Origin of the sequence: Ramlibacter alkalitolerans, from assembly GCF_016722765.1 — a bacterium.
GTDB classification, from domain to species: domain Bacteria; phylum Pseudomonadota; class Gammaproteobacteria; order Burkholderiales; family Burkholderiaceae_C; genus Ramlibacter; species Ramlibacter alkalitolerans.
In genome coordinates, this window is sequence record NZ_JAEQND010000008.1 from 198,601 (window position 1) to 224,382 (window position 25,782).

Sequence of the window (25,782 nt, forward strand, 5' to 3'; positions counted from 1 at the left end):
ACACCATGGGACTTCGCATCGCAGACACGGAACTGGCCAGCCGCTTCTTCCTGGGCACGGCCGGCTACCCTTCGCCGCAGGTGCTGCGCGAGGCCATCGTCGCCTCCGGCACGCAGGTCGTCACGCTGAGCCTCAAGCGCCAGCTCGCCAACGCCGGCACGCCCAACGACTTCTACAAGCTGATCCGCGAAAGCGGCGCCCGCCTGCTGCCCAACACCGCGGGCTGCCGCACGGCCAAGGAAGCGATCGCGATGTCGAGGATGGCACGCGAGATGTTCGAGACGAACTGGATCAAGCTGGAGGTGATCGGCGACGAGTACACGCTGCAGCCCGATCCCTTCGAGCTGGTGGAGGCGGCCCGCACGCTGGTGCGCGACGGCTTCGAGGTGCTGCCCTATTGCACCGACGACCTGGTGAGCTGCCAGCGCCTGCTGGACGCCGGCTGCAGGATCCTGATGCCCTGGGGCGCGCCGATCGGCTCCGGCCAGGGCCTGCTCAATCCCAGCGCGCTGCGCACCCTGCGGGCCCGCCTGCCGGACGTGACGCTGGTGGTCGACGCCGGCATCGGCTCGCCGCGCGATGCGGTGCAGGCGATGGAACTGGGCTACGACGCCGTGCTGGTCAACACCGCCGTGTCGCAGGCGAAGGACCCGGTGAAGATGGCGCAGGCCTTCCGCCTCGGCGTCGAGTCGGGCCGGCTCGCCTACGAGGCGGGGGTCATGGCGAGGCAAGACATGGCGGTGCCGAGCACGCCGGTCACCGGCCAACCCTTCACCCTCTGACGCCGTGAAGATCGCCACCTTCAACGTCAACGGCGTGAAGGGGCGGCTGCCCCGGCTGCTGGAATGGCTGCAGGAGGCGCAGCCGGACGTCGCCTGCCTGCAGGAGATCAAGACGGCCGACGCGACCTTTCCCATCAAGCCCTTCGAGGACGCCGGCTACGGCGTGCTGGTGCACGGGCAGCGGGCGCACCACGGGGTGGCGATCCTGGCGCGCGGCGAGACGCCGGTCGAAGTGCGGCGCGGCCTCCCCGGCGAGCCCGAGGACGTGGCGGCGCGCTGGCTGGAGGCGAAGGTGCGCGGGCTGCATGTGGTCTCCGTGTACCTGCCGAACGGCAACCCGGTGCCCAGCCCGAACTTCGACTACAAGCAGCGCTGGATGGAGCGCCTCGTGGCCTATGGCGAGGACTTGCTGGCGGCGGGCGCACCGACGGTGCTGGCCGGCGACTTCAACGTGGTGCCGACCAACGCCGACATCTACAACGCGGGCAGCTGGCGCTTCGACGCCGTGCTGCAACCCGAGACGCGCGAGAAGTGGGAGCGCTTCGTGGCGCAGGGCTGGGTCGATGCCACCCGGCACCTGCATCCGAAGGAGCGGATCTACACCTTCTGGGTCAACGAGGCGGCGTTCCACCGCAATGCGGGCTTCCGCATGGATTTCCTCATGCTATCGCCGGCGCTGGTGCCGGCGCTGCAGGCGACGGGCGTGGATGCGGCCCATCGCGGGCGGGAGAAGCCGAGCGACCATGCGCCGGTGTGGATCGAGGTCGACGAAGCGGCGGTTGCACGGAGCAGCGCCTCGTAGGCTGGCGGTGAGCCGCGAAGCGCGAACCCCAGCGCTTGCCATCGCCGCCTGAGCGCTGGGGTTCCGGCGCTTCGCGCGTCACCGCCAGCCTACGGAAGTCACCACCAGCCTACGAAAGTCACCCCCAAGCCAGCGCGCGCTACTCCTCGTCCACGATCGAATTCGCCAGCACCCCGATCTTCTCGATCTCGATCTCGATGCGGTCGCCCGCCTTCATGAACACCGGCGGATTGCGCGCATAGCCGACGCCGGACGGCGTGCCCATCGCGATCACGTCGCCGGGCTCCAGCGTCATCACCTCCGTCAGCAGGCACAGGGTCTCGACGACGGGCGACAGCATGTTCGAGGTGTTCGAACTCTGCATCACCTGGCCGTTCAGGCGCGACTCGATCTTCAGGCCGGTCGCGCCCGGCGGCAGTTCCGACGCGGGCACGACCCACGGCCCCAGCGGCCCGGTGCGATCGAAGTTCTTGCCGATGGTCCATTGCGTCGTCTTGCGCTGGTAGTCGCGCAGGCTGCCGTCGTTGAAGCAGGTGTAGCCGGCGACCACGTCGAGCGCGTTCTGCGCATCCAGGTGCCGCCCCGGCTTGCCGATGATCACGGCCAGTTCGGCCTCGAAGTCGAAGCGGTCGGACACGCGCGGGCGCAGCAGCGCCTCGCCGTGCGCGGCCAGCGAGCTCGGCACGCGCAGGAAGAAGCTCGGGTACTCCGGCTTCTTGTGGCCGCCTTCGGCCGCGTGGTCGGCATAGTTCAGGCCCAGGCAGACGATCTTGCCGGGCCGCGGAAGCGCCGGCAGCAGCTTCGCGTCGGACAGGCGAACGACGTTCGCCGGCGTGGCCCTTGCCTGCGCGGCCGCCTGCGCGAGCTGTGCGGCCGGTTGCTGCAGCCAGCCGACCAGGCCCTGGCCGGAGGGCGGCGCCGGCAGGACGACGACGTCCTGCTGTTCGACGCAGCCGACGGCTGGCCCACCGGCGTGCGAGAGGGTGACGAGTTTCATGCTTGCTTTTCCTGGTTGGAGGCCTGCTGCCGCAGGTGCGCCTCGGTGGCGTCGCGCGCGAGCGCCTGCACGCCGACCACGCGGCCGTCGGGCGCCTTCAGCACGGCGAAGGTGAAATCGACATAGAGCTTGCGCCCGTCCTTGTGGTTGGAGCGGGTGCGCAGCACGCGCGTGCCGGTGCGCAGGGTGCCGGTCTCCACCGCGCGGGCGAAGCCGGCATCGTGGGCCGGGCGGAAGCGCTCCGGGATCATCAGGTTCAGGCTCTGGCCCTCGGCGTCCGCGCGGGTGTAGCCGAAGAGGCGCTCGGCCGCCGCGTTCCAGAGGCGGATCACACCCGTCGTATCGGCGATCACCAGCGCGTCGGGCAGGCCTTCGAGGGCGCAACGCAGCAGGGCGGCATCGGCCAGGGTGGTCTCGCTCCAGGAGGTCATGGCGGGGCAGTCTGCCACACTCGAATGTCATTCCCGTGCGGGCGGGAATCCAGGAAGCCCTGGATCCCCGCCTGCGCGGGGATGACGATCTCGCCGCGGTTGCCGTATGGTGCGGCATGGACGAAGACATCGAAGCCCTGCGCCAGGAAGTGCGGCACCTGATCGCGATGCACACCGCCTCCTACGTGGTCATCACCTCGCTGGTGGCCACGCACCCGAACCCGGCGCAGCTGCAGCTGCACCTGGTCTCGGCCCTGGAGGGCGTGCTCGGCTCGGAGCGGCTGGCCCGCTGGGGCGAGGACCAGAAGCACATCGTGCGCAAGGTGGTGGAGACCTTCCAGAACGTGCAGCCGGCGGCCCCCATCGACCCGCTGGCGGCAGCGATGGGCGAGCACGACCCGCGCAAGCGCTAGGCTAGCCTAGTCCTTGTAGAAGGCCTCGACTGCGCCCTTGAGCTTGATCAGCAGCGGCCGGCCCTTGCGGTCCAGCGTCTTGCCTGCCGGCACGCGGATCCAGCCCTCGCTGATGCAGTACTCCTCGACATCGTGGCGTTCCTTGCCGTTGAAGCGGATGCCGATGTCGTGCTCGCAGGCGGCGGCGTCGTGGTGCGGGCTGCGCGGGTCGACGGACAGGTGATCGGGAAGCTCGGGACGGGGGGTTTCGCTCATGGGGCGGTATTCTGGACGATCCGCCGCGGCTTGTTCCCGCCATTCCGCGGCGGCCGTTTCCCCGCTAACCTTCCCACCTCCTCACCACTGCAGGAGCTGCCGTGTCCCTTCGCCCCCTCCCAGGTCGTCGCGTCGCGCTGGCGCTCTTCGCCGGCGCGCTGCTCGCAGGCTGCGCCCCCTTGCCGGTCACCGATGCCGGCAAGATGGGCCGCATCCGGAACGTCGTGGTGATCTACGCGGAGAACCACAGCTTCGACAACATGTACGGGCTGTTCCCGGGTGCCAACGGCATCAGCCGCGCGACGCCCGAGCAGACGACGCAGCTCGATCACGACGGCCGCCCCCTGCCGGAACTGGTGGTCTTCGGGCCCGACGGCAAGCCCGATCCGCGTTTCCCGCGCATGCCGAACCGGCCGTTCCGCATCGACGCGCCACCGGTGAACAAGCCCCCCACCGAGAGCCTGCTCAGCCCGGTGCACGCCTTCTTCCACAACATCGAGCAGATCAACGGCGGGCGCAACAACATGTTCGCTGCGATGTCGAACACCGGCGGCTACACCATGGGGTACTACGACGGCAGCGTGATGCAGGTGTGGAAGTGGGCGCAGGAATACACCCTGGCCGACAACTTCTTCATGGGGGCGTTCGGCGGGTCCTACCTCAATCACCACTGGCTGGTGTGCGCCTGCACGCCGCGCTTCCCCAACGCGCCGGCGAGCATGCAGGTGCGGCTCGATGCCCAGGGCCGGCTGGAGAAGCAGCCCGGCTCCCCCCCCGCCCGCGAAGGCGCGGTGCAGGTGTTCAGCGACGGCGGCGTGCCGCTGACGGCCGACGGCTGGGCCGTCAACACCCTGCAGCCGCCCTGGCAACCGAGCGGCATCCCGCCGGCGGCCAACGGGCCGGCCACCCATGCCGACGCGGCCGGCACCAGCACCTTCCGCCCGCCGCTGCCGCCGCAGACCGCACGCACGATCGGCGACGCGCTCTCGGACAAGGGCGTGGAGTGGGCCTGGTATGCGGGCGGCTGGAACGCCGCCGTGGCCGACGGCATGCAGCCGCCGGGAACGCGCCGCAGCGTGATCTACAGCCGCGCGAGCGGCATGAACTTCCAGCCGCACCACCAGCCCCTCAACTACTACTTGCGCTATGCGCCCGGCACGCCGCAGCGGGCGCGCCACCTCAAGGACGGCGACGACTTCCTGCATGCCATAGCCAGCGGCACGCTGCCGCCGGTGAGCTTCTACAAGCCGGTGGGCGTCAACACGCAGCACCCCGCCTACACCGACATCATGACGGGCGACGCGCACATCGCCGGCGTGCTCGAGAAGCTGCGCGCCAGCCCGCAGTGGAAGGACATGCTCGTCATCGTGACCTACGACGAGAACGGCGGCTTCTGGGACCACGTGCCGCCGCCGGCCGGCGACCGCTTCGGGCCCGGTTCGCGCATCCCGACGATCCTGGTCGGCCCCACCGTCAAGCGCGGCTTCATCGACTCGACGCCCTACGACACGACCTCGATCCTGAAGTTCATCACCGAACGCTTCGGCCTGCAGCCGCTGCCGGGCATCCGCCCGAACATGGGCAACCTGGCGAACGCTCTGAAGTGAAGCCTACGAGACGAAGCGCACGTCGGGAATCCAGTTGCGCTGGCGCCGTGCCAGCCGGTCCTCGACGGCCTCGCCCTCGAAGCTCACCTCGCCCTGCTGCAGCAGCCCAGGGGCGACGTTCTCGAAGGCGTGGACGCTCACCACGGCGTAGGTGCGGCCGCCGATCTCGCTCGTGACCACCGGCACCACGCCGCACTCGCGGCAGACGTGGAACACGGCCGTGCGGGTGCCGAAGGCATAGCGGCGCACGGCGCCCGCGTCCGCCACGCGGACCTGCAGCGCGCCGGTCGGGCACGAGGTCCACACGCCGCCGTGCTTGCGGCAGAACGAGCAGGTGCAGGCGCGCGCCGGGATGTGCGCCGGCTCGGGCTCCCAGCGCAGGGAAAAGGAGATGTTGCCGCAGTGGCACTGGCCGGCGATCAGCATGGGGGTCTCCTGCAGGACGGGCGAGAGCTTGGCGGGTCAGCGGGCGCCGCGCGGGACCTCGTAGCGCAGCTCGGCGAAGCCGGGGCCGATCGCGTGGGCCGACACCAGGCGCAGGGCGGGCGAGGTGATGCGGCGCGGCAGCAGCGGCTTGCCCGCGCCCAGCGTGACCGAGCCGACCTGCACGATCACCTCGTCCAGCAGGCCCGCGTCGTGGAACTGCCCCACCAGGCCGCCGCCACCGACCAGCCAGAGGTTGCGCTCGCCGGCCGCCGCGCGCATCTCCTCGTGCACCGGCCGCACGTCGCCCCGCACGAAGCGGATCGAGGCGCCGGGCACCGGCGGCAGGGCGCGGGTGCTGAACACCCACGCAGGCTGCGTGTAGGGCCAGGTGCCGGGCGTTGCGGAGCCGGGGCGGATCACGTGCCGCAGCATCCACTCGTAGGTGGCGGAGCCCATGGCCAGGGCGCCCACCTCGCGGATGAAGGCCGGATAGCCCGTGTCGTTGATGTCGCCGAGCGGGAACAGCCAGTCGAGCGAATCGTCCTCGGTGGCGATGAAGCCGTCGAGGCTGGCGGCGGTGTAGTACTGCGTGCGCATGGACAGGGCCTCCCCGGTTCAGAGCCAGCGGCGCACGCGTGCGGCATACGCCGTCCACGACGCGCCGAAGCGCGCGCCCAGCGCCCTTTCCTCGGGCGCGATCTGGAATCGGTTCATGTACAGCACGAAGGCGACGGGGCCCAGGAAGGGCCACGCCGCGGACAGGTCCACCGCCCACGCCGTGAGCAGCAGCGCCATGCCCACGTACATCGGGTTGCGCGTGACGCGGTAGACGCCGCCGGTGACGAGCGCCGACGCGTTTTCCGGGTGCAGGGGATTGACCGTGGTGCGCTGGCGTACGAAGGCCAGCAGCCCGAGGGCATCGAAGGTCACGCCGCCGGCGACCAGCAGCAGCGCCAGGCCTTCGCGCAGCCAGGTGGCCAGGTGGAACACCGGCGGCAGCTTCGCCAGCAGCCACATGGCCAGCGCGAGCAGCAGGCCGACGATGGGGGGCGGGACGCGGTGCTCCAGGTTCGGCATCGCGCGGATGCTAGCACCCGCGTCCCGGCGCGGATCAGCCCGCCCTGCGCGCCGGCTGCGGCTTGTGCTGCTGCGCGATCGTGCGCACTTCGCGCCGCGCCCGCGCTTCTTCTTCCAGCTGCCGCTGGTAGCGGCTGCGCAGCGCCTCGGCTGCCTTCGGGTCGAAGCGGCCGTTGACGTAGTTGGCCGCGTTCTCGAAATCCTCGAAGTACTTCGATTGCTCCCACATGTTCAGTGTTACCTCCATGCGCCGCAGCTTAGGGGCAGCACGCGCAGGCGGGCAATCGGGGCGCGCCGCCAGCACGCTACTTCGTCGGGTCGGTGTTGGTCCCGAACGACTGCGCGTTACATCGACAGCGAGCACGCTTACGCGCCGTCACAGACCAGGCGCTCCTGTGCGGTGGGACGCCCAAAAGAAAAGGAGCGCCGCTGGCGCTCCCGATGGCAGGCGGCAAGCCCGCGAGTTCTGTTTCTTCTGGTGAGCCGTTCTTAGCGCACGCGGCCGCGGCGGAACAGGTTCACGATGGCCAGCAGGATGACGGCGCCGATCAGCGACACCACGATCGAGCCGATGCTGATGCCCTGGTTGATGGTGCCCACGCCCACCAGCGGGGAGATCAGCCAGCCGCCCAGGAAGGCGCCGACGATACCCACCACGATGTTCAGCAGGATGCCCTGCTGGCCATCGGTGCGCATGATCATGCTAGCCAGCCAGCCGACGATACCGCCAATGATCAACCAAATCAGAAAACCCATATTGCACTCCTTGAGCCGCGAACGGCGAGTTGTTGAAGGTCGGCCCGCGGCCCGCCCTCGGGCCACGTCCACCTGCCCATGGAGGGCCGGTGCTGCTCACTATGGGCACGCCCACCAAGCGCAGGCGTAGGAGTTGTAAATCGAATCGGTGGGGGCCGGGCGCGACGGCGCGTCGGACAAAGCGCACTGTCGCGGACCCTGTCGACGTGCCTCGGCCGGGCCGTAGTGCTCGACGTAGTCCACTGCAAGGCTGACTACACTGGGCCCGCATGCCCTGGCACGCCCGGCTCCAGCTCGATTACCGCCGCGAAGGCGAACGCACGGTGGCGCGCTTCGCGCACGACGGGCCGCTGCGCATCCTGCAGAGCATCTACCCCGAGGGCGCCGCGGTCTGCCACAACGTGCTCGTGCATCCGCCCGGCGGGCTGGTGGGCGGTGACACGCTGCAGGTCGAGGTGAACGCCGCCGCCGGAACGCACGGCCTCGTCACCACGCCCGGCGCCTCGCGCTTCTACCGCAGCGAGGGCGAGTCCGCCGTGCAGGACGTGCGCGTGTGCCTGGCGGCGGGCGCGCGGCTCGAATGGCTGCCGCTGGAGGCGCTCTACTACAGCGGCTGCCGGGCGGAGAACCGCCTGCACCTGGAGCTCGCCCCCGGCGCGCAGCTGCTCGGATGGGACGTCGCTGCACTCGGCCTGCCGCAGGCGGGGCAGCCCTTCGTTCGCGGCAGCGTGCTGCAGCACCTGGAACTGCAGGGCGCCTGGCTGGAGCGCGGACGCATCGCGGCCGACGACCGGCGGCTCCTCGACGGCCCGCTGGGCCTGGCGGGACACCGCTGCATCGCGAGCCTGTTCCTCGCCGCGGGCGAGGAGCTGCCGCGCCCTCAGCGCGAGGAACTGCTGGAGCGCGCGCGCGCCGTCCTCCAGGAGCACCCCTTGGCTGCCACTGCCGGCGCGACGGCGCCGGGCCCGCGGGTGCTCGTGGTGCGCGTGCTCGCGCCGATGGTGGAGCCGGCGCTGCAGCTGCTCAAGGCGGTGCGTCGCGCCTGGCGGCCCCTGCTGTGGCAGCGCGACGCGGCGGATCCGCGCGGCTGGGGCGCGTGAGCCGGGATGCGCCTTGTCAGCCCCGGCCTGCAAGGTCGGGTCCTACCCGGCCATGGGGCACGCGCTCCCGGCGCCGGAGCATCTCTCCGGCAGCGCGCGGGGGGGCCTGCATCCACACTGCCTTCATTGAACCGATTCGAAGGAGTCCAGAACATGAAAGCGACGGATGCACGCTCCCGCAAGAGCCTGATCTCGTTCGGCGTCACCGCGCTGCTGGCGCTGGGCGCCGCGACGACGCAGATCGCGACCGCCGCCGGCACGACCGGCATCGACAACAGTGGCAGCTTCCAGAGCGAAGTGCAGGCCTGCCTGAGCGGCCACACGCAGCAATCGCAGGCGGACTGCCTGAAGGAAGCGCGCAACGCGCAGGCCGACAAGCGCCGCGGCGTCCTCGACACGCAGGGCGACCTGCAGGCCAACGCGATGACGCGTTGCGACGTGTTCCAGCTCGGCGAAGACAAGGCCGCCTGCCAGGCGCGCACGATGGGCATGGGCAACATCGAAGGCAGCGTCGCCGCGGGTGGCTTGCTGCGCGAATCCGAAACCGTGGTGCTGCCGCAGGGCCAACATACCGTGACGGTCCAGCCGCAGACTTCCGAGCCGATCGTGCTGGTGCCCTCCACCAGCACGCTGGGCAACCGCGGCCAGTAAGGCGATCGAGCCACCGGCAGCCCCGGGCGCGGGCTGCCGTCCTACAGCACGGCCCGCCGCAAGGTCTAACCTTGGGCGGGTCAGCCATTTGGGGAGCGCAGATGAACGAGAACGATCGCAAGGGCCCGGCGGCGGATGGCCGGGACGGCCACGCGAAACACGGCTACCGCAACGAAGTGAGCTGGGAAGGCGGCAAGGGCCGCCAGCCGTACACCAACCAGGGTGACGAGGAACAGCGCACCGATGCGGCGCACGAGACCGAAGCAGGCAACCGTGGTGCGGCCTCGGGCCGCAACCTGGAAGACTTCGAGGCGCTCAGGCGCAAGCCCGAGCCGCCGGAAAGCGAAGCGCCTCGCCAGGACGTGACCGGCGAGGGCGGTGTCAGCTGAGGAAATCGGCTCGCGTTCAGATCACGTGGAACAGCATCAGCAGGACCACGACGCCGAGCGGCACGCCGAGAAGCCAGAGGATGACGGGCATGGAACTCTCCTTGGGTTGTTTGCTGCCTGCAGGTTAAGGAATGGCGCGGGCGCGCTGTGCCGGGCAGGTGCGGGAAAGCCGGTAGGAGCCTGCCGGCCCCGCGGGTACTGGATCGCGACGGTCGGCGCGCGCCCTCTCCTGCATCGTTCCTGCAAGTGTGTGACCGGGATTTACCTCGCCGACACAGGACACCGACCTCGTCCGACAACCGCCGCGCAGCGGCCGCGGCTCAATGGGGCCCACCGCAGCCAACCCGGGCACGAAGACATGTCTTCCCTGCTTTCCCAGCTCTCCCCCAGCATCACGAACATGATCCGGCTGGATCACACCCACGTGCTCACGGCCTTCCACCAGTACGAGATCGGCTCGTCGGAGCGGCAGAAGCGCGGCCTGGCGGACAACGTGTGCCTGGCCATCGAGATCCACGCCCAGCTGGAGGAAGAGATCTTCTATCCGGCCATGCGGCTGGTGTACGACAGCGAGATCCTGCGCAAGAGCACACCCGAGCATGACGAGATGCGCGGCCTGATCGCGCGCCTGCGCAACATGCCGGTCAACGATCCGGCCTTCGACGACACCTTCTTCGACCTGATGCGGCACGTGATGCACCACGTGGCCGACGAGGAAACGATGGTGCTGCCGGCGGCCGAGCGCCTGATCCCGGAGCAGCTGTCGGAGCTGGGCGCGCGGATGACGAAGCGGCGCGTCGAACTGGCCGGGCCGCGCGCGCCGGAGCTGGCGAGCAGCATGGCCAAGTCCATGAGCGCCGGCACGATCATGGGCCTGGGCAGCATGATGCTGGCCGGCGCCTACCTGCTGACCCGCGGGAAGTACGGCGACCGGCTGGCGTCGGCGCGGGCGCGGTTCTCGCGGGCGGTGTGATCGGGGCTGGCCGCCCCTCCGACCGCCGCGCCCACCCTCCCCCGCAACACCTCCAGGAACCCCGCCGCCGCCGGCGACAGCTCCCGCTGCCTGCGCATCACCAGGTGGATCGGCGGCACCTGCAGGGGCAGTTCCACCGGCACCACCTGCAGCACGCCCAGCCGCGCGTAATGCGCGGCCAGCGAGGCCGGCATGATCGCCAGCATGTCGCTGGCCTCCAGCAGGACCGTCGTCGCCACGGTGGAGGCCGTCTCCGTGACGTCCAGCCGCACATGCAGCCCCGCCTCGCCCAGCGCCGCTTCGAAGCGGCTGCGCTGCGGCGCGCCGGGCGGCTGCAGCACCCACGGCCAGCGCACCAGGTCCGCCAGCACCACCTCGCCCTGCTGCAGCAGCGCATGCCCCGAGCGCACCACCACCACCTGCCGTTCGGCCAGCAGGTGCTCGATTGCGAGCTCGTCCTCGTGGTGGCGCTCCGTCGGCCGGCCCAGCACCAGGTCCACCTCGCCGCGTTCCAGCAGGGCGAGCATCACGTCGCTGGTCTCCACCAGCACCGAGACCGCGACGCGCGGATGGCGCGTCTTGTATTCGGCCAGCACGGGGCCCAGCAGCTGCGGCAGGGCCCCGGGCACGCTGCCCAGCCGCAGCCGCCCGTGCAGGCCGGAGCGCAGCGCCGCCATCTGCTCGCGCGCGAAGCGGAAGTCCACCAGCGCCTGGCGCGCGAAGCGCACCAGCACTTCGCCGCTCGGGGTGGGCTCCATGCCGCGCGCCAGGCGCGTGAACAGCGGCACGCCCACCGTGTCTTCCGCCTGCTGCAGCAGCCGGGTGGCCGCCGGCTGGCTCATGCCCAGGGCCGCTGCCGCCCGACCCAGGTTGTGCTCGCGCCCGAGCGCCTCCAGCAGCAGCAATTGGCGCGTGCGCAGCCGCATCAGGATGGCGGCGTCCGAGAGGGTCTTGGGCAGGGCTGGCATATCCGGATCGGCATGGATTATTCAGGGAAATTGATTTGCCGGGAATGGCTGCAGCTCTTAGGCTCCAACCCGGGCGCGGTCGGAGCCGCGCCGGCAGGAGACAAGACATGCCCTTCCCGAACCGCCGCCGCGCCGGCTTGGCGCTGGCAGCCCTGGCCCTCGCGGCCCTCACCGGCACCGCCGCGCAGGCGCAAGGCTGGCCCGACAAGCCCTTGCGGATCATGGTGGGCGCTTCGCCCGGCGGCGGCACGGACATCCTGGCCCGCATGCTGGCCGAGAAGTTCGCGGCCGATTTCCGCCAGTCGGTGGTGGTGGAGAACCGCCCCGGCGCCTCCAACACCATCGCCGCCGACGTCACCGCGCACGCGCCCGCCGACGGCAGCACCTTGCTGCTGGCCACCAACACCGGACAGGCCATCGCCCCGCACCTGCTCAAGCTGAAGTTCGATCCGCTCAAGGACCTGCAGCCGATCGGCCTGGTCGCGGTGATGCCCAACGTGCTGGTCGTGTCGTCCTCGTCGCCATACCGCAGCGTCAAGGAGCTGGTCGCGGCGATGAGCGCCAGCCCGGGCGCGCTGAAGTACGCATCCTCGGGGGTGGGCAGCACGCAGCACATCGCCGGCGAGGCCTTCGCGCTCGCCACCGGCACCAAGGCCATCCACGTGCCGTACAAGGGCAGCTCGCAGGCGCACATCGACATCATCGGCGGCGAGGTGACGATGATGTTCGACTCGACGTCCTCGGCGATGGGCCAGATCCGCAGCGGCAAGTTCCGGGCGCTGGCCGTGATGTCCGAGCGGCGGGCGGCCGAACTGCCCGACGTGCCCACGATGGCGGAAGCCGGCGTGAAGGGCGCGGACGTGCAGACCTGGTACGGCCTCTATGTCACGGCCGGCACGCCCCGGCCCGCGGTCGATGCGTTGAACGCGGAGCTCGCGAAGGTGCTCAAGCTCGCCGACGTGCAGGCCCGCATCCGCGGCCTCGGCGGCGAGGTCGGCACCCTGGGCGGCGAAGCCTTCGCCGACATGAACCGGCAGGAATACGAGCGCTTCCGCAAGCTGGTGCGCGAGGCCAACATCAAGGCGGACGGACTGTGACGGCGCGGCGCCAACCCCGCCTGGCGCTGCTGCTCGGCGACCCGGCCGGCGTCGGCCCGGAGATGGGCGTGCGGCTGCTGGCCCGGGCGGAGAACGCGCAGGCCTGCGAAGTGCTGCTGGTCGCGCCGCCCTCCGTGCTGGCCAGCGGCGAGAGCATCGTGGGAACGAAGATCCCGGTGCACGCGGCGGCCACGCGCGAAGACCTGCGCTTCGAAGCGGGTCGCGTGACGCAGCTGGCCTTGCGCGAGCCGGAAGGCGGGCTGCCGCCGATCGGCCAGTGCAGCGAGGCCGCGGGCGAGGTCGCGCTGGAGGCGCTGGCGACGGCCACCGCGCTGGCGCGCGAAGGCTTCGTCGACGGCATCGTGTTCGCGCCGCTGAACAAGCATGCGCTGCGGCTGGCCGGCATGCAGGAGGAAGACGAGCTGCGCTTCATGCAGGGGCTGTTCGGCGTGCGCAACTTCACCTGCGAATTCAACATCACGGACGGCCTGTGGACCTCGCGCGTGACTTCGCACGTGCCGCTGCGCGAGGTGGCGGACCTGATCACGGCGCAGGCGGTGGCGGACGCGGTGCACATCCTCGACGCCGCCCTGAAGCGCGCCAGCGTCGCGCGGCCGCGCATCGCGGTCTCCGGCCTCAATCCGCACGCCGGCGACGGCGGCTCGATCGGGCGCGAGGAACTGGAGGTGATCGCGCCCACCGTCGAACGCCTCAAGCGCGACGGCCTGGAAGCGAGCGGCCCCTGGTCGCCCGACACGGTGTTCATCGCGGCGCGCCGCGGCGACTTCGACGCGGTGGTCTCGATGTACCACGACCAGGGCCAGATCGCGATGAAGCTGATGGGATTCGAGCGCGGCGTCACGCTGCACGGCGGCCTGCCCGTGCCGGTGGCGACCTCGGCGAGCGGTAGCGCGTTCGACATCGCAGGCAAGGGGGTCGCGCGGGTCGACGGCCTGCAGCATGCGTTCGACCTGTGCCTGCAGATGGCCGGCCAACGGTAGGCAGGCGGTGACGCGCGACCGAGGCGGCAGCCTCGGTGGCGCCGGAACCCCAGCGCTTCCGGCGCATCGCTGGGGTTCGCGCAGCTCACCGCCAGCCTACGTCCAGCGCGCCCCGACAAAAAAAGGCGCCGCGAGTGCGGCGCTGGAGGAAGGCCCGCGGCAGCGGGCCGGGAGACACGATCATTCGCCGACGATCGGCAGCGAAGCCAGTTGCGGGCCATAGGTCCGCGGCATGTCGCGGTGCGCCAGGAAGCGCGAGCCGCTGTCTTCGCCGTTCAGCGCCGACACCTCGTCGCGCGAGGCCATGAATGCGGCCTTCACTTCGGCGCGCGTCAGCGTGCTGCGGAAGCCCGTGAGCTGGTTGTAGCCGTCCGCGAAGGTGTCGACGCCGCTCGTGCGGTGCTGCTGCAGTTCGGCCTGGACCTGCTCGCGCGTCATCGCGGACTTGAAGGGGTGGGTGTCGACCATCGGGGTCTCGGCGAAGGCGCTGGCGGCGGCGACGGAAGCGATGGCGAACGTGAGAGCGATCTTGCGGTTCATGGCGGTTCCTCTGGGTGTGAGCTGGTTCCGGGAATCGGCTTCACCTGTCTTTGCAGTGCGTCACCGATGGACGAACTTTAGGGATCGCCGCGCCGCGTGCATGTGCGATTCCGCACCCGCGAACGCAGGTCGCCTCATCGAAATGCGCATGCCGTCGCAGGCCTGGCTTGGAGGCGTCGAGCGCTGGAGGGGCGGGCGCCAGGCAGGCAGGAACAGGCCCGGGCCTTGCAATACACTGCCGCGCATCATGGAACTCACGCCCCGCGAGAAGGACAAGTTGCTGCTCTTCACCGCTGCCCTGCTGGCGGAGCGGCGGCGCGCGCGTGGCCTGAAGCTCAATTACCCCGAGGCGGTGGCGCTGATCTCCGCCGCCGTGATGGAAGGCGCGCGCGACGGCAAGTCCGTGCCCCAGCTCATGAGCGAGGGGCGCACCCTCCTCGCCCGCGCCGACGTGATGGACGGCGTCGCCGAGATGATCCCCGACATCCAGGTCGAAGCCACGTTTCCGGACGGCACCAAGCTCGTGACCGTGCACCAGCCGATCGTCTGACCATGATCCCCGGCGAACTGATCACCGACGGCGGCGATCTCACCCTCAACCCAGGGCGCCGCACCTTGACGCTCGTGGTGCAGAACAGCGCCGACCGGCCGATCCAGGTCGGCTCGCACTACCACTTCGCCGAGACCAATGGGGCGCTGCAGTTCGACCGCGCGGCGGCGCGCGGCATGCGCCTGAACATCGCCTCCGGCACGGCGGTGCGCTTCGAGCCGGGCCAGCAGCGCACGGTGGAACTGGTGGAGTACGCAGGCCACCGCCTGGTGGTCGGCTTTCGCGGGCTCACGCAAGGGAAGGTCTGACATGGCGACGATTCCGCGCCGCGCCTACGCGGAGATGTTCGGCCCCACCACCGGCGACCGCGTGCGGCTGGCCGACACCGAACTGGTGATCGAGGTGGAGGACGACTTCACCCTGCGCGCCGGCGGCTACGGCGAGGAGGTGAAGTTCGGCGGCGGCAAGACCATCCGCGACGGCATGGCGCAGTCGCAGCGCACGCGCGCCGAGGGCGCGATGGACACGGTGCTGACCAACGCGCTGATCCTCGACCACTGGGGCATCGTGAAGGCCGACATCGGGCTGAAGGACAGCCGCATCGCCGGCATCGGCAAGGCCGGCAACCCCGACACGCAGCCTGGCGTCGACATCGTGATCGGCCCCGGCACCGAGATCATCAGCTGCGAAGGCGCGATCGTCACGGCCGGCGGCATCGACTGCCACATCCACTTCATCTGCCCGCAGCAGATCGAGGAGGCGCTCGCCTCCGGCGTCACCACCATGTTCGGCGGCGGCACCGGCCCGGCCACCGGCACCTTCGCCACCACCTGCACCCCCGGGCCCTGGAACCTGCAGCGCATGCTGCAGGCCGCCGATGCCTTCCCGATGAACCTGGGCTTCATGGGCAAGGGCAACGCGAGCCTGCCGCAGGCCCTGCGCGAACAGGTGGAAGCCGGCGCCATCGGCCTGAAGCTGCACGAGGACTGGGGCACCACGCCGGCGGCGATCGGCAACTGCCTCGACGTGGCCGACGAGATGGAAGTGCAGGTCGCGATCCATTCGGACACGCTCAACGAGTCCGGCTTCGTCGAGGACACCATCGCGGCGACGAAGGGCCGCGGCATCTGCGCCTTCCACACCGAGGGCGCGGGCGGCGGCCACGCGCCCGACATCCTGCGCGTCGTCGGCGAGCCCAACTTCCTGCCCTCGTCGACCAATCCGACCATGCCCTATACCGTCAACACGCTCGACGAGCACGTCGACATGCTGATGGTGTGCCACCACCTCGACCCGGCCATCCCGGAAGACCTCGCCTTCGCCGAGAGCCGCATCCGCAAGGAAACCATCGCCGCCGAGGACATCCTGCACGACCTCGGCGCGATCAGCATGTTCTCCAGCGACTCGCAGGCGATGGGGCGCGTGGGCGAGGTGATCCTGCGCTGCTGGCAGACCGCGCACAAGATGAAGCAGCAGCGCGGCAAGCTGCCCGGCGACAGCCTGCGCCACGACAACTTCCGCGTGCGCCGCTATGTCGCCAAGTACACGATCAACCCCGCCATCGCGCACGGCATCGCGCACGCAGTGGGCAGCGTGGAGACCGGCAAGTGGGCCGACCTGGTGGTGTGGAAGCCGGCCTTCTTCGGCGTCAAGCCGGCGCTGGTCCTCAAGGGCGGCTTCATCGCCCTGGCGGCCATGGGTGACGCCAATGCCTCGATCCCGACGCCGCAGCCGGTGCACTACCGGCCGATGTTCGGCAGCTTCGGCGGCGCGCTGCAGGCCGGCTCGATCACCTTCGTGTCGCAGGCCGGCCTCGCGGCGGGGGTGAAGGAACGCTTCGGCCTGGGCAAGCCGGTGATGGCCGTCCAGGACATCCGGCGCGTGCGCAAGAATCACCTGGTGCACAACGACTACGTACCCAGGATGGAAATCGATCCGCAGACCTATGCCGTGCGCGCCGACGGCCAGCTCCTGACCTGCGACCCCGCCACCGTGCTGCCGATGGCGCAGCGCTACTTCCTGTTCTGATGCGGCGGCGCCTGCTGGCGGCCGCGCTGCTGGCGGCCGGTTCGGCCTGCGCCCAGGACTGCGCCGGCACCTGGGACGGCACGCTGGGCGGCACGCCCCTGATGCTGCAGTTCAACTGGGACCGGCTGGGCTCCTACTATCTCGGCACCGCGATGTCCGGCGCCGTGCTGCGCCCGCGCCAGGTCGACCCGCAGGCCTGGGACGAGTACGACCCTCAGGGGCACCACACCGCGACGCTGCGCCTGGCCTGCAGCGACGCGGCGGCACGCGGCGAGCGCACCGGCGCGCAGGGCGAGCGCGCGGCGCTGCAGGCGCGACGCGCCGAAGACAACAGCTACAACGCCCGGCGGCTCGCGGCCGTCGAACTGGTGGCCCAGCGCGCGCTGCCGGAGAACGGGCGGGTGCTGGAAGTGGTGGCCGTCCCCGGCTTCGCGCAGCTGTCCACGGTGCGCATCCGGCAGCCGCGCGGCGGCGAGGCGGCGGTGAACGCGCGCCTGCGCAGCGCGCTGCTGCAGCAGCTGGACAACCACCTGCAATGCCAGGCGCTGCTGCGCGCCCAGGGGCGCTTCGATCGTCCCGGCGGCGACCGCCTCACGCTGCAGCGGCTGGAATGGCACGGCAGCATCCTGTCGCTGCAGTTCTGGCTGCATGGCGAGTGCGGCGGCCCGGAGCCGTATGCGGGCGCGCAGCAGTTCACCTTCGACACCGCCAGTGGCGAGGAACTGCCCTTGCCGCGATGGCTGCTGCCCGATTACTTCCAGGGCGTGGCGGCCGGCACGCCGCTGCACGCGGCCGTCGTGCTGCCGCAGATCCTGCGCGGCCGCAAGGCGCTGGAGGACCTGCCCGAGGCCAAGCGCGCCTGCGCAGAGTTCGAACTGGCCGAGAAGGCGGTCCCGCTGGCGGTCGAAGAGCGCGGCATGGTCTTCGGCTTCCACTACAGCACGGCGCTGGCTTCGTGCGGCCTCGCCTTCGTGGCACCCTGGCCGCAGCTGCAGGAGTTCCTCTCCGACGACGGCCGGCGCTGGCGCGAGGCGATGCGAACTGCCCCGCAGCGCTAGACTGGCGCATGCTGCAAGTCACCAAGATCCTCCCCCAGGGTCACGGCCTGGCCAAGGCGCTGCTGAACCGCGCGCCCACGGTGGACCTCGACTGGGATGTGCGCCAGAAGAGCCGCTTCGAATGCACCGATTCGCAGGGCCGCCAGCTCGGGGTGTTCCTGCAGCGTGGCGTCGTGGTGCGGGGCGGCGACGTGCTGCTGGCGGAGGACGGCTCCATGGTGCGCGTGATCGCCCGGCCGCAGCCGGTGATGGTGATCCGCCAGGGCGAGCGCGGCAGCGCCTTCGACCTGGTGCGCGCCGCCTACCACCTGGGCAACCGCCACGTCACGATCGAACTGCAGCCCGACCACCTGAAGATCGAGCCCGACCACGTGCTGGCCGAAATGCTGCGGGGGATGCGGCTGGTGGTGACGGACACCTTCGGACCCTTCGAGCCCGAGGCCGGCGCATACGGCCACGCCGCCCACCTGCACGAGGACCATCACCACGGCCACCGCCACGACAGCGACACGCACCACGACCACGACCACGACCACGAGCACGACAGCCAGCTGCACGACCACGAACACGACAGCCACCGCCATGGCGAGCACGGAAAGTCCCGCGCCTGCTGATGCCGCGCTGCTGCAACTGATCTGGCTGGCCTCGCCGGCGTTGCCGGTCGGCGGATTCTCCTATTCCGAAGTGATGGAAGCCGCGGTGGAGGCCGCGCTGGTGCACGACGAGGCGAGCGCGGGCGGCTGGCTGCTCGAGCAGCTGCACCTGAGCCTGGCGCGCGGGGACCTTGCCGTGGTGGCGAGCGCGGTCGCGGCGGCGCGTGCGGGCGATGCCCCGCGCCTGCAGGCCCTGGACGACTGGGTGCGGCAAACCCGCGAGACCAGCGAGTTGCGCCAGCAGGTCGAGCAGATGGGGAGGTCGATGGGGGAGTGGCAGCGCTCGCTGGCAGGCCCGGGTGGGCGCGCCGATGTAGGCCGGGGTGAGCGCTCCGCCGTAGGCTGGGGTGAGCGCGCCAGCGAACCCCAGCGATCCAGCGAAGCGCAGCGCGCTGGGGTTCCCTTCGGTCACCACCAGCCTACGAAGACCGACTACACCTACCCCGTGGCCTTCGCGCTCGCCGCCTCCACCAGCAGCGCCGCGATCCGCCACATCGCCCTCGCCTTCGCCTTCGCCTGGTCCGAGAACATGGTGCAGGCCGCCGTCAAGTCGGTGCCGCTCGGGCAGTCCGCCGGCCAGCGCATCCTGGGGCGGCTCGCGGCGGCGCTCCCGCAGGCCGTCGAGCACGCGCTCGCGCTGGGCGATAACGAGCGCCAGGCCTTCGCGCCCATGCTGGCCATCCTCTCCTCGCACCACGAGACGCAGTACTCCCGCCTGTTCCGCTCATGACCTTCCCCCCGCACCACATCCCCGGCCGCACCCGCAGGCTCCCGCCCCTGCGGGTGGGCATCGGCGGGCCGGTCGGCTCCGGCAAGACGACCCTGCTGGAGATGCTCTGCAAGGCGATGCGCGACCGCTACGACCTGGTCGCCATCACCAACGACATCTACACCAAGGAAGACCAGCGCCTGCTCACCGCCAGCGGCGCGCTGCCGGCGGAGCGCATCCTCGGCGTGGAAACCGGCGGCTGTCCCCACACCGCCATCCGCGAGGACGCGTCGATCAACCTCGAAGCCATCGACCGCATGCTGGCCGTCTTCCCCGACGCCGACATCGTGTTCGTCGAATCGGGCGGCGACAACCTGGCGGCCACCTTCAGCCCCGAGCTTTCGGACCTGACGCTCTACGTGATCGACGTGGCCGCCGGCGAGAAGATCCCGCGCAAGGGCGGCCCCGGCATCACGAAGAGCGACCTGTTCGTCATCAACAAGACGGACCTCGCCCCGCACGTGGGCGCCGACCTGTCCGTGATGGAGGCGGACACCAAGCGGATGCGGCGCGACAAACCCTACGTGCTGACCAACCTCAAGACCCAGGCCGGCCTGCAGGAGGTCGTGCGCTTCATCGAGACCCGCGGAATGCTGAGCCAGACGTAGTCGTCGGACGGGGCGCGGATGAGGCATCGTCCTACAGCCGACCTGGTAACGCTCACTTACTTTCGCCTTCTATGGACTTGCTGCATGAAGCGCCCGGCGGCTTCGACGGGATCGCGAACGCTTTTGCGATGGCCAGGCTCCTGCCCACCAGCCACCGCATGGATGTGAAGATCGGGCTCATGCACCAGGGGGTGCTGTTCGCGGTCGGGCGCCTCGATGGCTATCGCCAGGTGAATTTCTTCGCCGACCACGTGCGCGCGCAAGGCTGGCACGAACACCTCCTGGGCGGCGATGCCGACATGCACGGCTGCGACATGCTGTTCGCCCATCCGGCCGACGCCGCTGCGCCCGAGGAAGACCCTTCGTTCATCCGGCGCGCGCCGGTCGAACTCTGGCCCGCCGCCACGGAGTCCAGCCATGCCGATCCTTGACCAGGACGAGCACGACCCGACCCTGCCGCCGCCCGGCAGGCGCTGGGGCGCAGGCGCGCAGAGCGTGCTGCCCTACCTGACCCGCTCGCTGCAGACGCGGCCCTTCAGTGCGCCGGAACAGGTGCGCGAGCAGAAACCCGGCGCCGACGCGCGCAGCAGCGACAGTCCCTCCGCGCCAGCGGCGTGAGACGCGATTCCAGGCGGCCGGCGGGCCGCCTTTTTCTGGGCGCAGGACAGGCGAGGGGCGACGCGCCCTCAGCCCGCGCCCGGGCGGTGCTTGGCGCCGGAATGGCTGGCGCGGCGGTCTTCCCACTCGCGCAGTTCCTTCATGATGCTTTCCGAGCCGTGGCCGGTGTGGCCTTCGGATTGCGGCTGCTGCTGCTGCTGGCCGGTCCCGCTGCTGGCGGATGCGCGGTCGCCGTCCGGCGTGTCCTGTTGTTCTTGTTGCGACATGGGCACGAGATCTGTTCGATGTGCGAGCATGGTCGCCGCCGGTCGAGCCATCCCATGTAGGACGTTTTAAGCATCCGGTATGGGACGCGACAGGCATGGCCCGTGCGGCTCAGGCAGCCGGCAGATCCATGCGGAAGGTGGTGCCCTCCTCGGCGCTGGAGCTGGCGGTGACCTCGCCCCCGTGCGCCTGCACGATCGCGCGCACGATGTACAGGCCCAGCCCGACGCCCTTGGCGCCAGGGGCGTTGCCGCGCACCATCGGCTCGAACAGGCGGGGCAGCAGCTCCGGCGGGATCGGGGTGCCGCCGTTGTGCACGCTGACGCGGAAGCCGCCGTCCACGCTTTCGGTGCGCACCGTGATCGCTTGCCGCTTGTCGCCGTGGTTGGCGGCATTGGCCACCAGGTTGCCGATCGCCTGCACGATGCGGTCGGCGTCGGCGTTGCAGCGGCCCGCGCCGATGCGCTCGTGCCGCAGCACGCAGTCCGGGAAGCCGACCGCGAGCTCCGCCACCGCATCCGCCACCGCCTGGTGCAGGTCGGTCTCCGGCGCCTTGCGCACGCCGAGGCCGCCGCCCACCCGCACCTGGGTGAAGTCCAGCAGGTCGCCGACGAGGTGCTGCACCCGCTGCACCGCGCGCTTGATGCGCGCGATGGCGGCCCTCTGCTGCTCCGCACCGACGCTGCGCTCCAGCAGCACGGTGCTCATCTGGATCACCGACAGCGGATTGCGGATGTCGTGGCTCACGATGCCCACCAGCTGCTCGGCGAAGGTGGCGCGGTCCAGGGCTTCGGCCTGCACGACCGCCAGGGCGTGCTGGTCGCTGGCGTGCTGCGCGGCCAGTTGCTCCGCGCGCTCGCGCTGCAGCAGCAGTTCACGTTCGTACTTGTGCCGGTCCTCGGCCACGAACACCGCCACGTGCAGCAGGATGCCGCCCTGCCACGGGCGTTCCACGGCATTCACCATCACCGGCAGCACCGGGCCTTCGCCCCAGCGCATCTCCAGCTTGACCTCGGCCACGGAGGCCTGCATGCGCAGCAGCGGCTGCAGATGGGTCTGCCAGAAGATCCGCCCGCCCAGCGTGAGCAGGTCCTGGAACCGCGTCTTGCCCGCCAGGTCGGCCTTGCTGCAGCGCAGCCACGCACAGAGCGTGGCGTTCACGTCGAGGACGCTGCCGTCCGCCTGCGCGAGCAGCAGTCCGCACGGTGCGGCCTCGTAGAGCTGGTCGTGACCCGGCCGCTGGGCCTCTTGCATGCCTAGAGTCCGGCGATGAACTGCTCCATCGCGGCCGTGCTGGCGCTGGGCGCGCTCAGGTGCGGGCAATGGCCCACGTTCTCGATCACGCGCAGGGTGCAGTTCGGGATGGTCCTGCGCATGTACTCGCCGACGGACCGCGGCGCGATGATGTCGTCGCTGCACTGCAGGACCAGCGTGGGCGCCTGCAGCCGGGGCAGCTCGGCGCGGAAGTCGGACAGGAAGGTGGCGCGGGCGAACTGGCGCGCGATCTCCGGGTCCGTGCGGCAGAAGCTGTTGGTCAGCTCGACCCCCAGTTCGGGCTGCCCAGGCGCGCCCATGATCGCCGGCGCCATGTTGCTGGACCAGCCGAGGTAGTTGGCCTCCATGGTCTGCAGCAGCGAATCGATGTCGGCGCGCGTGAAGCCGCCGACATAGTCGCCGTCGTTGATGTAGCAGGGCGAGGGGCCGACCATCACCTGCGCCAGGAACTGGTCGGGCGAGCGCAGGTTCGCCAGCAGGCCGATCATCGCGCTGACCGAGTGGCCGACGCAGATGGCCGGCGCCGCAGTGACCGCGGCGAGCACCTCGCACAGGTCCGACGCATAGCCGTGCAGGGTGGCGTACTTGCCCGGATCGTAGGCCGAGAGGTCGGACTTCCCGCTGCCTACGAGGTCCAGCAGGATGCAGGTGTGCGTCTCGGCGAAGTGCGGCGCCATCAGGCGCCACATGTTCTGGTCGCAGCCGAAGCCGTGGACGAACACCATCGGCGGCCCGCTGCCGTGGACATGGACGTTGTTGCGCTGCAGGATGGAAGTCAAGCCGTCTCCTCCTGCGCCACGCGCCCCGGGAAGGCCTGCAGGTAGGCCCGCAACTCGCCGAACTGGGCCTTGGAAATCACGCCGTCGGCACCGAGGCGGATGCACCGCTGGCGCACCACCGGCGTGACGAAGTCGCTGAACACGAGCACGTGCCCGGCCCCTTGCTTGTTGCAGCGTGCCAGCAGCGTGAAGCCGGAGCCCTCGCCGAGCAGCAGGTCGAGGATCGCCAGGTCCCAGCCACCCTGGTGCTGGTCGAGCCACTCCGTGGCGCTGGTTTCGCTGGACGCGCTGCCGACGAGTTCGAAGCCACCCACGGATTCGAGCAGGTCCGACAGCAGGACCTGCATGGGCTTCTGGTCCTCGACGAGAAAGACGCGTACTGACATCGACACCTCCGCGCGCGCGGTCCGGGCGACCGCATTGAAAGACCGGAGCGGGGGATTCTGTCTGACGCTCCTGCCGAGGGGTGTAGGACAGGTTTGACGTTGTCCTGGTGCCGGCGTGCTGCTCACGAGCCCACCGCGCGCAGCTTCTTGACCAGATCCCCCATCCGGTAGGGTTTGGGCAGGAACTGGAAGCCCTCCAGGCTGCCCTCGTCGCGGTTGAGCGCGGGGGTCGCATAGCCGGAGGCGAGGATGACCTTGATGTGGGGCACGATCTCCTGCGCCTTGTGCCCGAGCTGGATGCCGCTCATGCCCGGCATGACCACGTCGCTCAGGAGCAGCCGGATGTCGGGCGTGCGGCGCAGCACTTCGACCGCATCCTCGCCGGAGTTGGCCGAAAACACCTCGAAGCCCAGGGTGCGGAACAGCTCCGAGGTGACCTCCAGCACATCCGGCTGGTCGTCGACGATCAGGACCTTGTCCGTGGCCGGTTCGGCGACGGGCTCATCGGCCTGCGCCAGCGCCGGAAAGTACAGCGAAATGGTCGTGCCCTCGCCCACGGTGGACCGGATCTCGAGGTCGCCGCCGGATTGCTGCACCATGCCGTAGACCTGGCTGAGGCCGAGTCCGGTGCCCTTGCCGAGCTCCTTGGTCGTGAAGAAGGGCTCGACGGCGCGGCCCACCACCTCGGGCAGCATGCCGCTGCCGGTGTCCTGCACCGAGACCACGACGTACGGTCCGGCCGCCAGCGTGCCGACCTGGCGGTCCCCGATCTGCACCTCGCGCGTCGCCACCGTGATCTTGCCGCCGTCCGGCGTCGCGTCGCGCGAGTTGACCACCAGGTTCAGCAGCGCGGTCTCGAACTGCGCGGCATCGACCATCACGTGCGGCAGCCTGGGCGCGAGCACCAGCTCGAAGCGGATCGTGTTGCGGCTGCCACGGCGCAGCACGGCTTCGAACGTGGTGATCACCCGGTTGAGGTCGCGCGCCTGCGGCTGGATCGGCTGCTGGCGCGCGAAGGACAGCAGCTGCTGCGTGAGCGTGGCGCCGCGCTGCGCGGCCTGCTCCATGGCGGTGATGATCCGCGCCTCGGCGGGGTCGCGGGACCGGTCGCGCAGCAGCGACAGGCCGTTGGTCATCACGTTCAGCAGGTTGTTGAAGTCATGGGCCACCCCGCCGGTCAGCTTGCCGATCGCCTCCAGCTTCTGCGACTGGAACAGCGCCTCGCGCGCCTGCTCGAGCGCGATCGCGGCGTCGCGCCGCTCGGTGATGTCGCGCGTGATCTTGGCGAAACCGACCAGGCCACCCATGTCGTTGCGGATCGGGTCGATCACGACGTGGGCCCAGAAGCGGCTGCCGTCCTTGCGCACCCGCCAGCCTTCGGCCTCGAAGCGGCCGTGCTCCGCGGCCTGCTGCAGCGCGCGCCCGGGCAGGCCGCCCTCGCGGTCCTCCTCGGTGTAGAAGCGCGAGAAGTGGGTGCCGATCACTTCGTCGTGCTCGTACCCCTTGATGCGGCGCGCGCCCGGGTTCCAGTTGGTGATCTCGCCGGTGGGCGACAGCATGTAGATCGCATAGTCCGTCACGCCCTGCACCAGCAGGCGGAAGCGCTGCTCGCTTTCGTGGAGCGCTTCCTGCGCCGCCTTCTTGTCGGTGATGTCGCGGGTGATCTTGGCGAAGCCCACCAGCTCGCCCTGGGCATCGCGGATCGCGTCGAGCACGACGCTGGCCCAGAAGCGCGAGCCGTCCTTGCGCATGCGCCAGCCCTCGGCCTCGAACTTGCCCGTGGTGCGCGCGATCTCCAGCGCCCGCTCCGGCACGCCGGCGGCGCGGTCTTCCTCGCTGTAGAAGCGGGAGAAGTGCTCGCCGATGATCTCTTCGGGGGTGTAGCCCTTGAAGCGCTGCGCGCCGGCGTTCCAGCTCACCACGTTGCCCTCGGGCGAGAGCATGTAGATGGCGTAGTCCGTCACGGCGGAAATGAACATTCGCAGCCGCTCGATCTCCGTTTCCGGTGGGGTGGTCAGTTTCTTGGAGCTGGGGGTCGTCACGGTCCGTCCCGCTGCCGGGGCCCGGCGCAGAGCGCCCATTCAACCCCGCTGCCCTACCGCAGACTGTAGGACGCTGACGACAATCGGACGAGGCAGGAGCCTGCGGCACGCCTCGGTGCGCGCGCCAAGCCTGGGCGCCGGCACGGCATTTCCCCCATCCCGCACCCGGCAGGGGTTCGTTGAACGAAAAGGCTGCGATACCAGCCGCTACGTTCAAGTCCAGAACGCCCTGCTCGCGAAGAATTCGAGCCTCACCAACCCCTCTGGAGCCCTCGAATGACTTCCTCCGCTACCCGCACCCAAGCCGCCTCGTCCAACCAGCAGCCCTGGGCCTCGTGCACGTGCATGGGCACGTGCCCGGCTTCCGGCCAGCAAGCCAGCCGTGCGACCTGCGACTGCGCCGTGTGCGAATGCGCGCACTGCAACTGCGCGAGCTGCGACTGCGGTAGCTGCGACGGCGCCGGCTGCGCCTGCGTCTAGGCCAGGT

The 25,782-nt window shown here is 70.3% G+C and carries 34 protein-coding genes; 19 read left to right on the plus strand and 15 right to left on the minus strand.

The window, feature by feature from the left end; translation table 11 throughout:
• Nucleotides 1-5: 5 nt before the first annotated feature.
• Together JI746_RS15715 and xth are read left to right on the plus strand one after the other, a co-directional pair.
• A complete protein-coding gene (locus JI746_RS15715; protein WP_201690764.1) occupies nucleotides 6-782 on the plus strand; it encodes a thiazole synthase in 777 nt (258 codons plus the stop codon).
• Between the two features lie 4 nt (nucleotides 783-786).
• Nucleotides 787-1,584, plus strand: a complete 798-nt coding sequence (gene xth, locus JI746_RS15720) for an exodeoxyribonuclease III (protein ID WP_201690765.1) — start codon at nucleotides 787-789, stop codon at nucleotides 1,582-1,584.
• 139 nt (nucleotides 1,585-1,723) lie between these two features.
• Here xth and JI746_RS15725 read toward each other — a convergent pair whose 3' ends face one another.
• Together JI746_RS15725 and JI746_RS15730 are read right to left on the minus strand one after the other, a co-directional pair.
• Nucleotides 1,724-2,581, minus strand: a complete 858-nt coding sequence (locus JI746_RS15725; RefSeq protein ID WP_201690766.1) for a fumarylacetoacetate hydrolase family protein — start codon at nucleotides 2,579-2,581, stop codon at nucleotides 1,724-1,726.
• On the minus strand, nucleotides 2,578-3,012 hold the full coding sequence (locus tag JI746_RS15730) for a PAS domain S-box protein (protein WP_201690767.1): 435 nt from the start codon (nucleotides 3,010-3,012) through the stop codon (nucleotides 2,578-2,580). Before JI746_RS15730 ends, JI746_RS15725 begins: the two co-directional genes overlap by 4 nt.
• A gap of 116 nt (nucleotides 3,013-3,128) precedes the next feature.
• On the opposite strand from JI746_RS15730, the gene JI746_RS15735 reads away from it, so the two are divergent.
• Nucleotides 3,129-3,425: a hypothetical protein gene (locus tag JI746_RS15735; RefSeq protein WP_201690768.1), complete on the plus strand. Its 297-nt coding sequence runs from the start codon at nucleotides 3,129-3,131 to the stop codon at nucleotides 3,423-3,425.
• Between the two features lie 6 nt (nucleotides 3,426-3,431).
• Here JI746_RS15735 and JI746_RS15740 read toward each other — a convergent pair whose 3' ends face one another.
• A complete protein-coding gene (locus tag JI746_RS15740) occupies nucleotides 3,432-3,680 on the minus strand; it encodes a DUF3297 family protein (RefSeq protein ID WP_201690770.1) in 249 nt (82 codons plus the stop codon).
• Nucleotides 3,681-3,781: 101 nt separating this feature from the next.
• Between JI746_RS15740 and acpA the strand changes: the two genes are divergently transcribed.
• Complete coding sequence (gene acpA / locus JI746_RS15745) at nucleotides 3,782-5,287, plus strand: acid phosphatase (protein ID WP_330893012.1); 1,506 nt, start codon at nucleotides 3,782-3,784, stop codon at nucleotides 5,285-5,287.
• A gap of 3 nt (nucleotides 5,288-5,290) precedes the next feature.
• Here the strand turns inward: acpA and JI746_RS15750 are convergent, their stop codons facing one another.
• The 5 genes from JI746_RS15750 to JI746_RS15770 form a co-directional block, all read right to left on the minus strand.
• Nucleotides 5,291-5,713, minus strand: coding sequence for a GFA family protein (locus JI746_RS15750; protein ID WP_201690771.1), 423 nt, complete (start codon nucleotides 5,711-5,713; stop codon nucleotides 5,291-5,293).
• Between the two features lie 36 nt (nucleotides 5,714-5,749).
• On the minus strand, nucleotides 5,750-6,310 hold the full coding sequence (locus JI746_RS15755; protein ID WP_201690772.1) for a dihydrofolate reductase family protein: 561 nt from the start codon (nucleotides 6,308-6,310) through the stop codon (nucleotides 5,750-5,752).
• An 18-nt stretch (nucleotides 6,311-6,328) separates the two neighbouring features.
• Complete coding sequence (locus tag JI746_RS15760) at nucleotides 6,329-6,790, minus strand: methyltransferase family protein (RefSeq protein ID WP_201690773.1); 462 nt, start codon at nucleotides 6,788-6,790, stop codon at nucleotides 6,329-6,331.
• A gap of 34 nt (nucleotides 6,791-6,824) precedes the next feature.
• A complete protein-coding gene (locus JI746_RS15765; RefSeq protein ID WP_236599872.1) occupies nucleotides 6,825-7,037 on the minus strand; it encodes a hypothetical protein in 213 nt (70 codons plus the stop codon).
• A gap of 242 nt (nucleotides 7,038-7,279) precedes the next feature.
• Complete coding sequence (locus JI746_RS15770; RefSeq protein ID WP_201690774.1) at nucleotides 7,280-7,546, minus strand: GlsB/YeaQ/YmgE family stress response membrane protein; 267 nt, start codon at nucleotides 7,544-7,546, stop codon at nucleotides 7,280-7,282.
• Between the two features lie 269 nt (nucleotides 7,547-7,815).
• Between JI746_RS15770 and JI746_RS15775 the strand changes: the two genes are divergently transcribed.
• From JI746_RS15775 to JI746_RS15790, 4 genes are all read left to right on the plus strand, one after another.
• Nucleotides 7,816-8,646 (plus strand): urease accessory protein UreD, encoded by an 831-nt coding sequence (locus JI746_RS15775; RefSeq protein ID WP_201690775.1) that lies wholly within the window; start codon nucleotides 7,816-7,818, stop codon nucleotides 8,644-8,646.
• Nucleotides 8,647-8,799: 153 nt separating this feature from the next.
• On the plus strand, nucleotides 8,800-9,297 hold the full coding sequence (locus JI746_RS15780) for a hypothetical protein (RefSeq protein ID WP_201690776.1): 498 nt from the start codon (nucleotides 8,800-8,802) through the stop codon (nucleotides 9,295-9,297).
• A gap of 101 nt (nucleotides 9,298-9,398) precedes the next feature.
• Nucleotides 9,399-9,686: a hypothetical protein gene (locus JI746_RS15785; RefSeq protein ID WP_201690777.1), complete on the plus strand. Its 288-nt coding sequence runs from the start codon at nucleotides 9,399-9,401 to the stop codon at nucleotides 9,684-9,686.
• Between the two features lie 400 nt (nucleotides 9,687-10,086).
• Nucleotides 10,087-10,659, plus strand: coding sequence for a hemerythrin domain-containing protein (locus JI746_RS15790; RefSeq protein WP_236599873.1), 573 nt, complete (start codon nucleotides 10,087-10,089; stop codon nucleotides 10,657-10,659).
• Here the strand turns inward: JI746_RS15790 and JI746_RS15795 are convergent.
• On the minus strand, nucleotides 10,587-11,627 hold the full coding sequence (locus tag JI746_RS15795) for a LysR family transcriptional regulator (protein WP_201690780.1): 1,041 nt from the start codon (nucleotides 11,625-11,627) through the stop codon (nucleotides 10,587-10,589). The genes JI746_RS15790 and JI746_RS15795 overlap by 73 nt on opposite strands.
• A 107-nt stretch (nucleotides 11,628-11,734) precedes the next feature.
• Here JI746_RS15795 and JI746_RS15800 point away from each other — a divergent pair, with 107 nt between their 5' ends.
• Nucleotides 11,735-12,724, plus strand: a complete 990-nt coding sequence (locus JI746_RS15800; RefSeq protein WP_201690781.1) for a Bug family tripartite tricarboxylate transporter substrate binding protein — start codon at nucleotides 11,735-11,737, stop codon at nucleotides 12,722-12,724.
• Nucleotides 12,721-13,725, plus strand: coding sequence for a 4-hydroxythreonine-4-phosphate dehydrogenase PdxA (locus JI746_RS15805; RefSeq protein ID WP_330893014.1), 1,005 nt, complete (start codon nucleotides 12,721-12,723; stop codon nucleotides 13,723-13,725). Before JI746_RS15800 ends, JI746_RS15805 begins: the two co-directional genes overlap by 4 nt.
• Before the next feature lie 180 nt (nucleotides 13,726-13,905).
• Here JI746_RS15805 and JI746_RS15810 read toward each other — a convergent pair whose 3' ends face one another.
• A complete protein-coding gene (locus tag JI746_RS15810) occupies nucleotides 13,906-14,265 on the minus strand; it encodes a DUF4148 domain-containing protein (RefSeq protein WP_201690782.1) in 360 nt (119 codons plus the stop codon).
• Between the two features lie 247 nt (nucleotides 14,266-14,512).
• On the opposite strand from JI746_RS15810, the gene JI746_RS15815 reads away from it, so the two are divergent.
• From JI746_RS15815 to JI746_RS15855, 9 genes are all read left to right on the plus strand, one after another.
• Nucleotides 14,513-14,815 carry an urease subunit gamma gene (locus JI746_RS15815; RefSeq protein ID WP_201690783.1) on the plus strand — a complete coding sequence of 101 codons (303 nt, stop codon included), beginning with the start codon at nucleotides 14,513-14,515 and terminating at the stop codon, nucleotides 14,813-14,815.
• 2 nt (nucleotides 14,816-14,817) lie between these two features.
• Nucleotides 14,818-15,123 carry an urease subunit beta gene (locus JI746_RS15820; protein ID WP_201690784.1) on the plus strand — a complete coding sequence of 102 codons (306 nt, stop codon included), beginning with the start codon at nucleotides 14,818-14,820 and terminating at the stop codon, nucleotides 15,121-15,123.
• Nucleotide 15,124: 1 nt separating this feature from the next.
• Nucleotides 15,125-16,843 (plus strand): urease subunit alpha, encoded by a 1,719-nt coding sequence (ureC, locus tag JI746_RS15825; protein ID WP_201690785.1) that lies wholly within the window; start codon nucleotides 15,125-15,127, stop codon nucleotides 16,841-16,843.
• A complete protein-coding gene (locus JI746_RS15830) occupies nucleotides 16,843-17,901 on the plus strand; it encodes a hypothetical protein (protein ID WP_201690786.1) in 1,059 nt (352 codons plus the stop codon). Before ureC ends, JI746_RS15830 begins: the two co-directional genes overlap by 1 nt.
• A gap of 8 nt (nucleotides 17,902-17,909) precedes the next feature.
• Nucleotides 17,910-18,515: an urease accessory protein UreE gene (gene ureE, locus JI746_RS15835; RefSeq protein WP_201690788.1), complete on the plus strand. Its 606-nt coding sequence runs from the start codon at nucleotides 17,910-17,912 to the stop codon at nucleotides 18,513-18,515.
• Nucleotides 18,484-19,284 carry an urease accessory protein UreF gene (locus tag JI746_RS15840; RefSeq protein WP_201690790.1) on the plus strand — a complete coding sequence of 267 codons (801 nt, stop codon included), beginning with the start codon at nucleotides 18,484-18,486 and terminating at the stop codon, nucleotides 19,282-19,284. Before ureE ends, JI746_RS15840 begins: the two co-directional genes overlap by 32 nt.
• Nucleotides 19,281-19,931, plus strand: coding sequence for an urease accessory protein UreG (ureG, locus tag JI746_RS15845; protein ID WP_201690791.1), 651 nt, complete (start codon nucleotides 19,281-19,283; stop codon nucleotides 19,929-19,931). The genes JI746_RS15840 and ureG overlap by 4 nt, the downstream gene beginning before the upstream one ends.
• Before the next feature lie 71 nt (nucleotides 19,932-20,002).
• Nucleotides 20,003-20,362 (plus strand): hypothetical protein, encoded by a 360-nt coding sequence (locus JI746_RS15850; RefSeq protein WP_201690792.1) that lies wholly within the window; start codon nucleotides 20,003-20,005, stop codon nucleotides 20,360-20,362.
• The gene (locus JI746_RS15855; RefSeq protein WP_201690793.1) at nucleotides 20,349-20,549 is read left to right on the plus strand and encodes a hypothetical protein; all 201 of its coding nucleotides are present in this window, start codon (nucleotides 20,349-20,351) and stop codon (nucleotides 20,547-20,549) included. The genes JI746_RS15850 and JI746_RS15855 overlap by 14 nt, the downstream gene beginning before the upstream one ends.
• A gap of 68 nt (nucleotides 20,550-20,617) precedes the next feature.
• On the opposite strand, the gene JI746_RS15860 is transcribed toward JI746_RS15855, so the two are convergent.
• From JI746_RS15860 to JI746_RS15880, 5 genes are all read right to left on the minus strand, one after another.
• The gene (locus tag JI746_RS15860) at nucleotides 20,618-20,815 is read right to left on the minus strand and encodes a hypothetical protein (RefSeq protein ID WP_201690794.1); all 198 of its coding nucleotides are present in this window, start codon (nucleotides 20,813-20,815) and stop codon (nucleotides 20,618-20,620) included.
• Nucleotides 20,816-20,924: 109 nt separating this feature from the next.
• Nucleotides 20,925-22,067 (minus strand): PAS domain-containing sensor histidine kinase, encoded by a 1,143-nt coding sequence (locus tag JI746_RS15865; protein ID WP_201690795.1) that lies wholly within the window; start codon nucleotides 22,065-22,067, stop codon nucleotides 20,925-20,927.
• Nucleotides 22,068-22,069: 2 nt separating this feature from the next.
• The gene (locus tag JI746_RS15870) at nucleotides 22,070-22,813 is read right to left on the minus strand and encodes an alpha/beta fold hydrolase (protein ID WP_201691004.1); all 744 of its coding nucleotides are present in this window, start codon (nucleotides 22,811-22,813) and stop codon (nucleotides 22,070-22,072) included.
• Nucleotides 22,814-22,863: 50 nt separating this feature from the next.
• The gene (locus JI746_RS15875; protein WP_201690796.1) at nucleotides 22,864-23,253 is read right to left on the minus strand and encodes a response regulator; all 390 of its coding nucleotides are present in this window, start codon (nucleotides 23,251-23,253) and stop codon (nucleotides 22,864-22,866) included.
• A gap of 122 nt (nucleotides 23,254-23,375) precedes the next feature.
• Nucleotides 23,376-25,232 (minus strand): hybrid sensor histidine kinase/response regulator, encoded by a 1,857-nt coding sequence (locus tag JI746_RS15880; protein WP_201691005.1) that lies wholly within the window; start codon nucleotides 25,230-25,232, stop codon nucleotides 23,376-23,378.
• Between the last annotated feature and the right edge of the window lie 550 nt (nucleotides 25,233-25,782).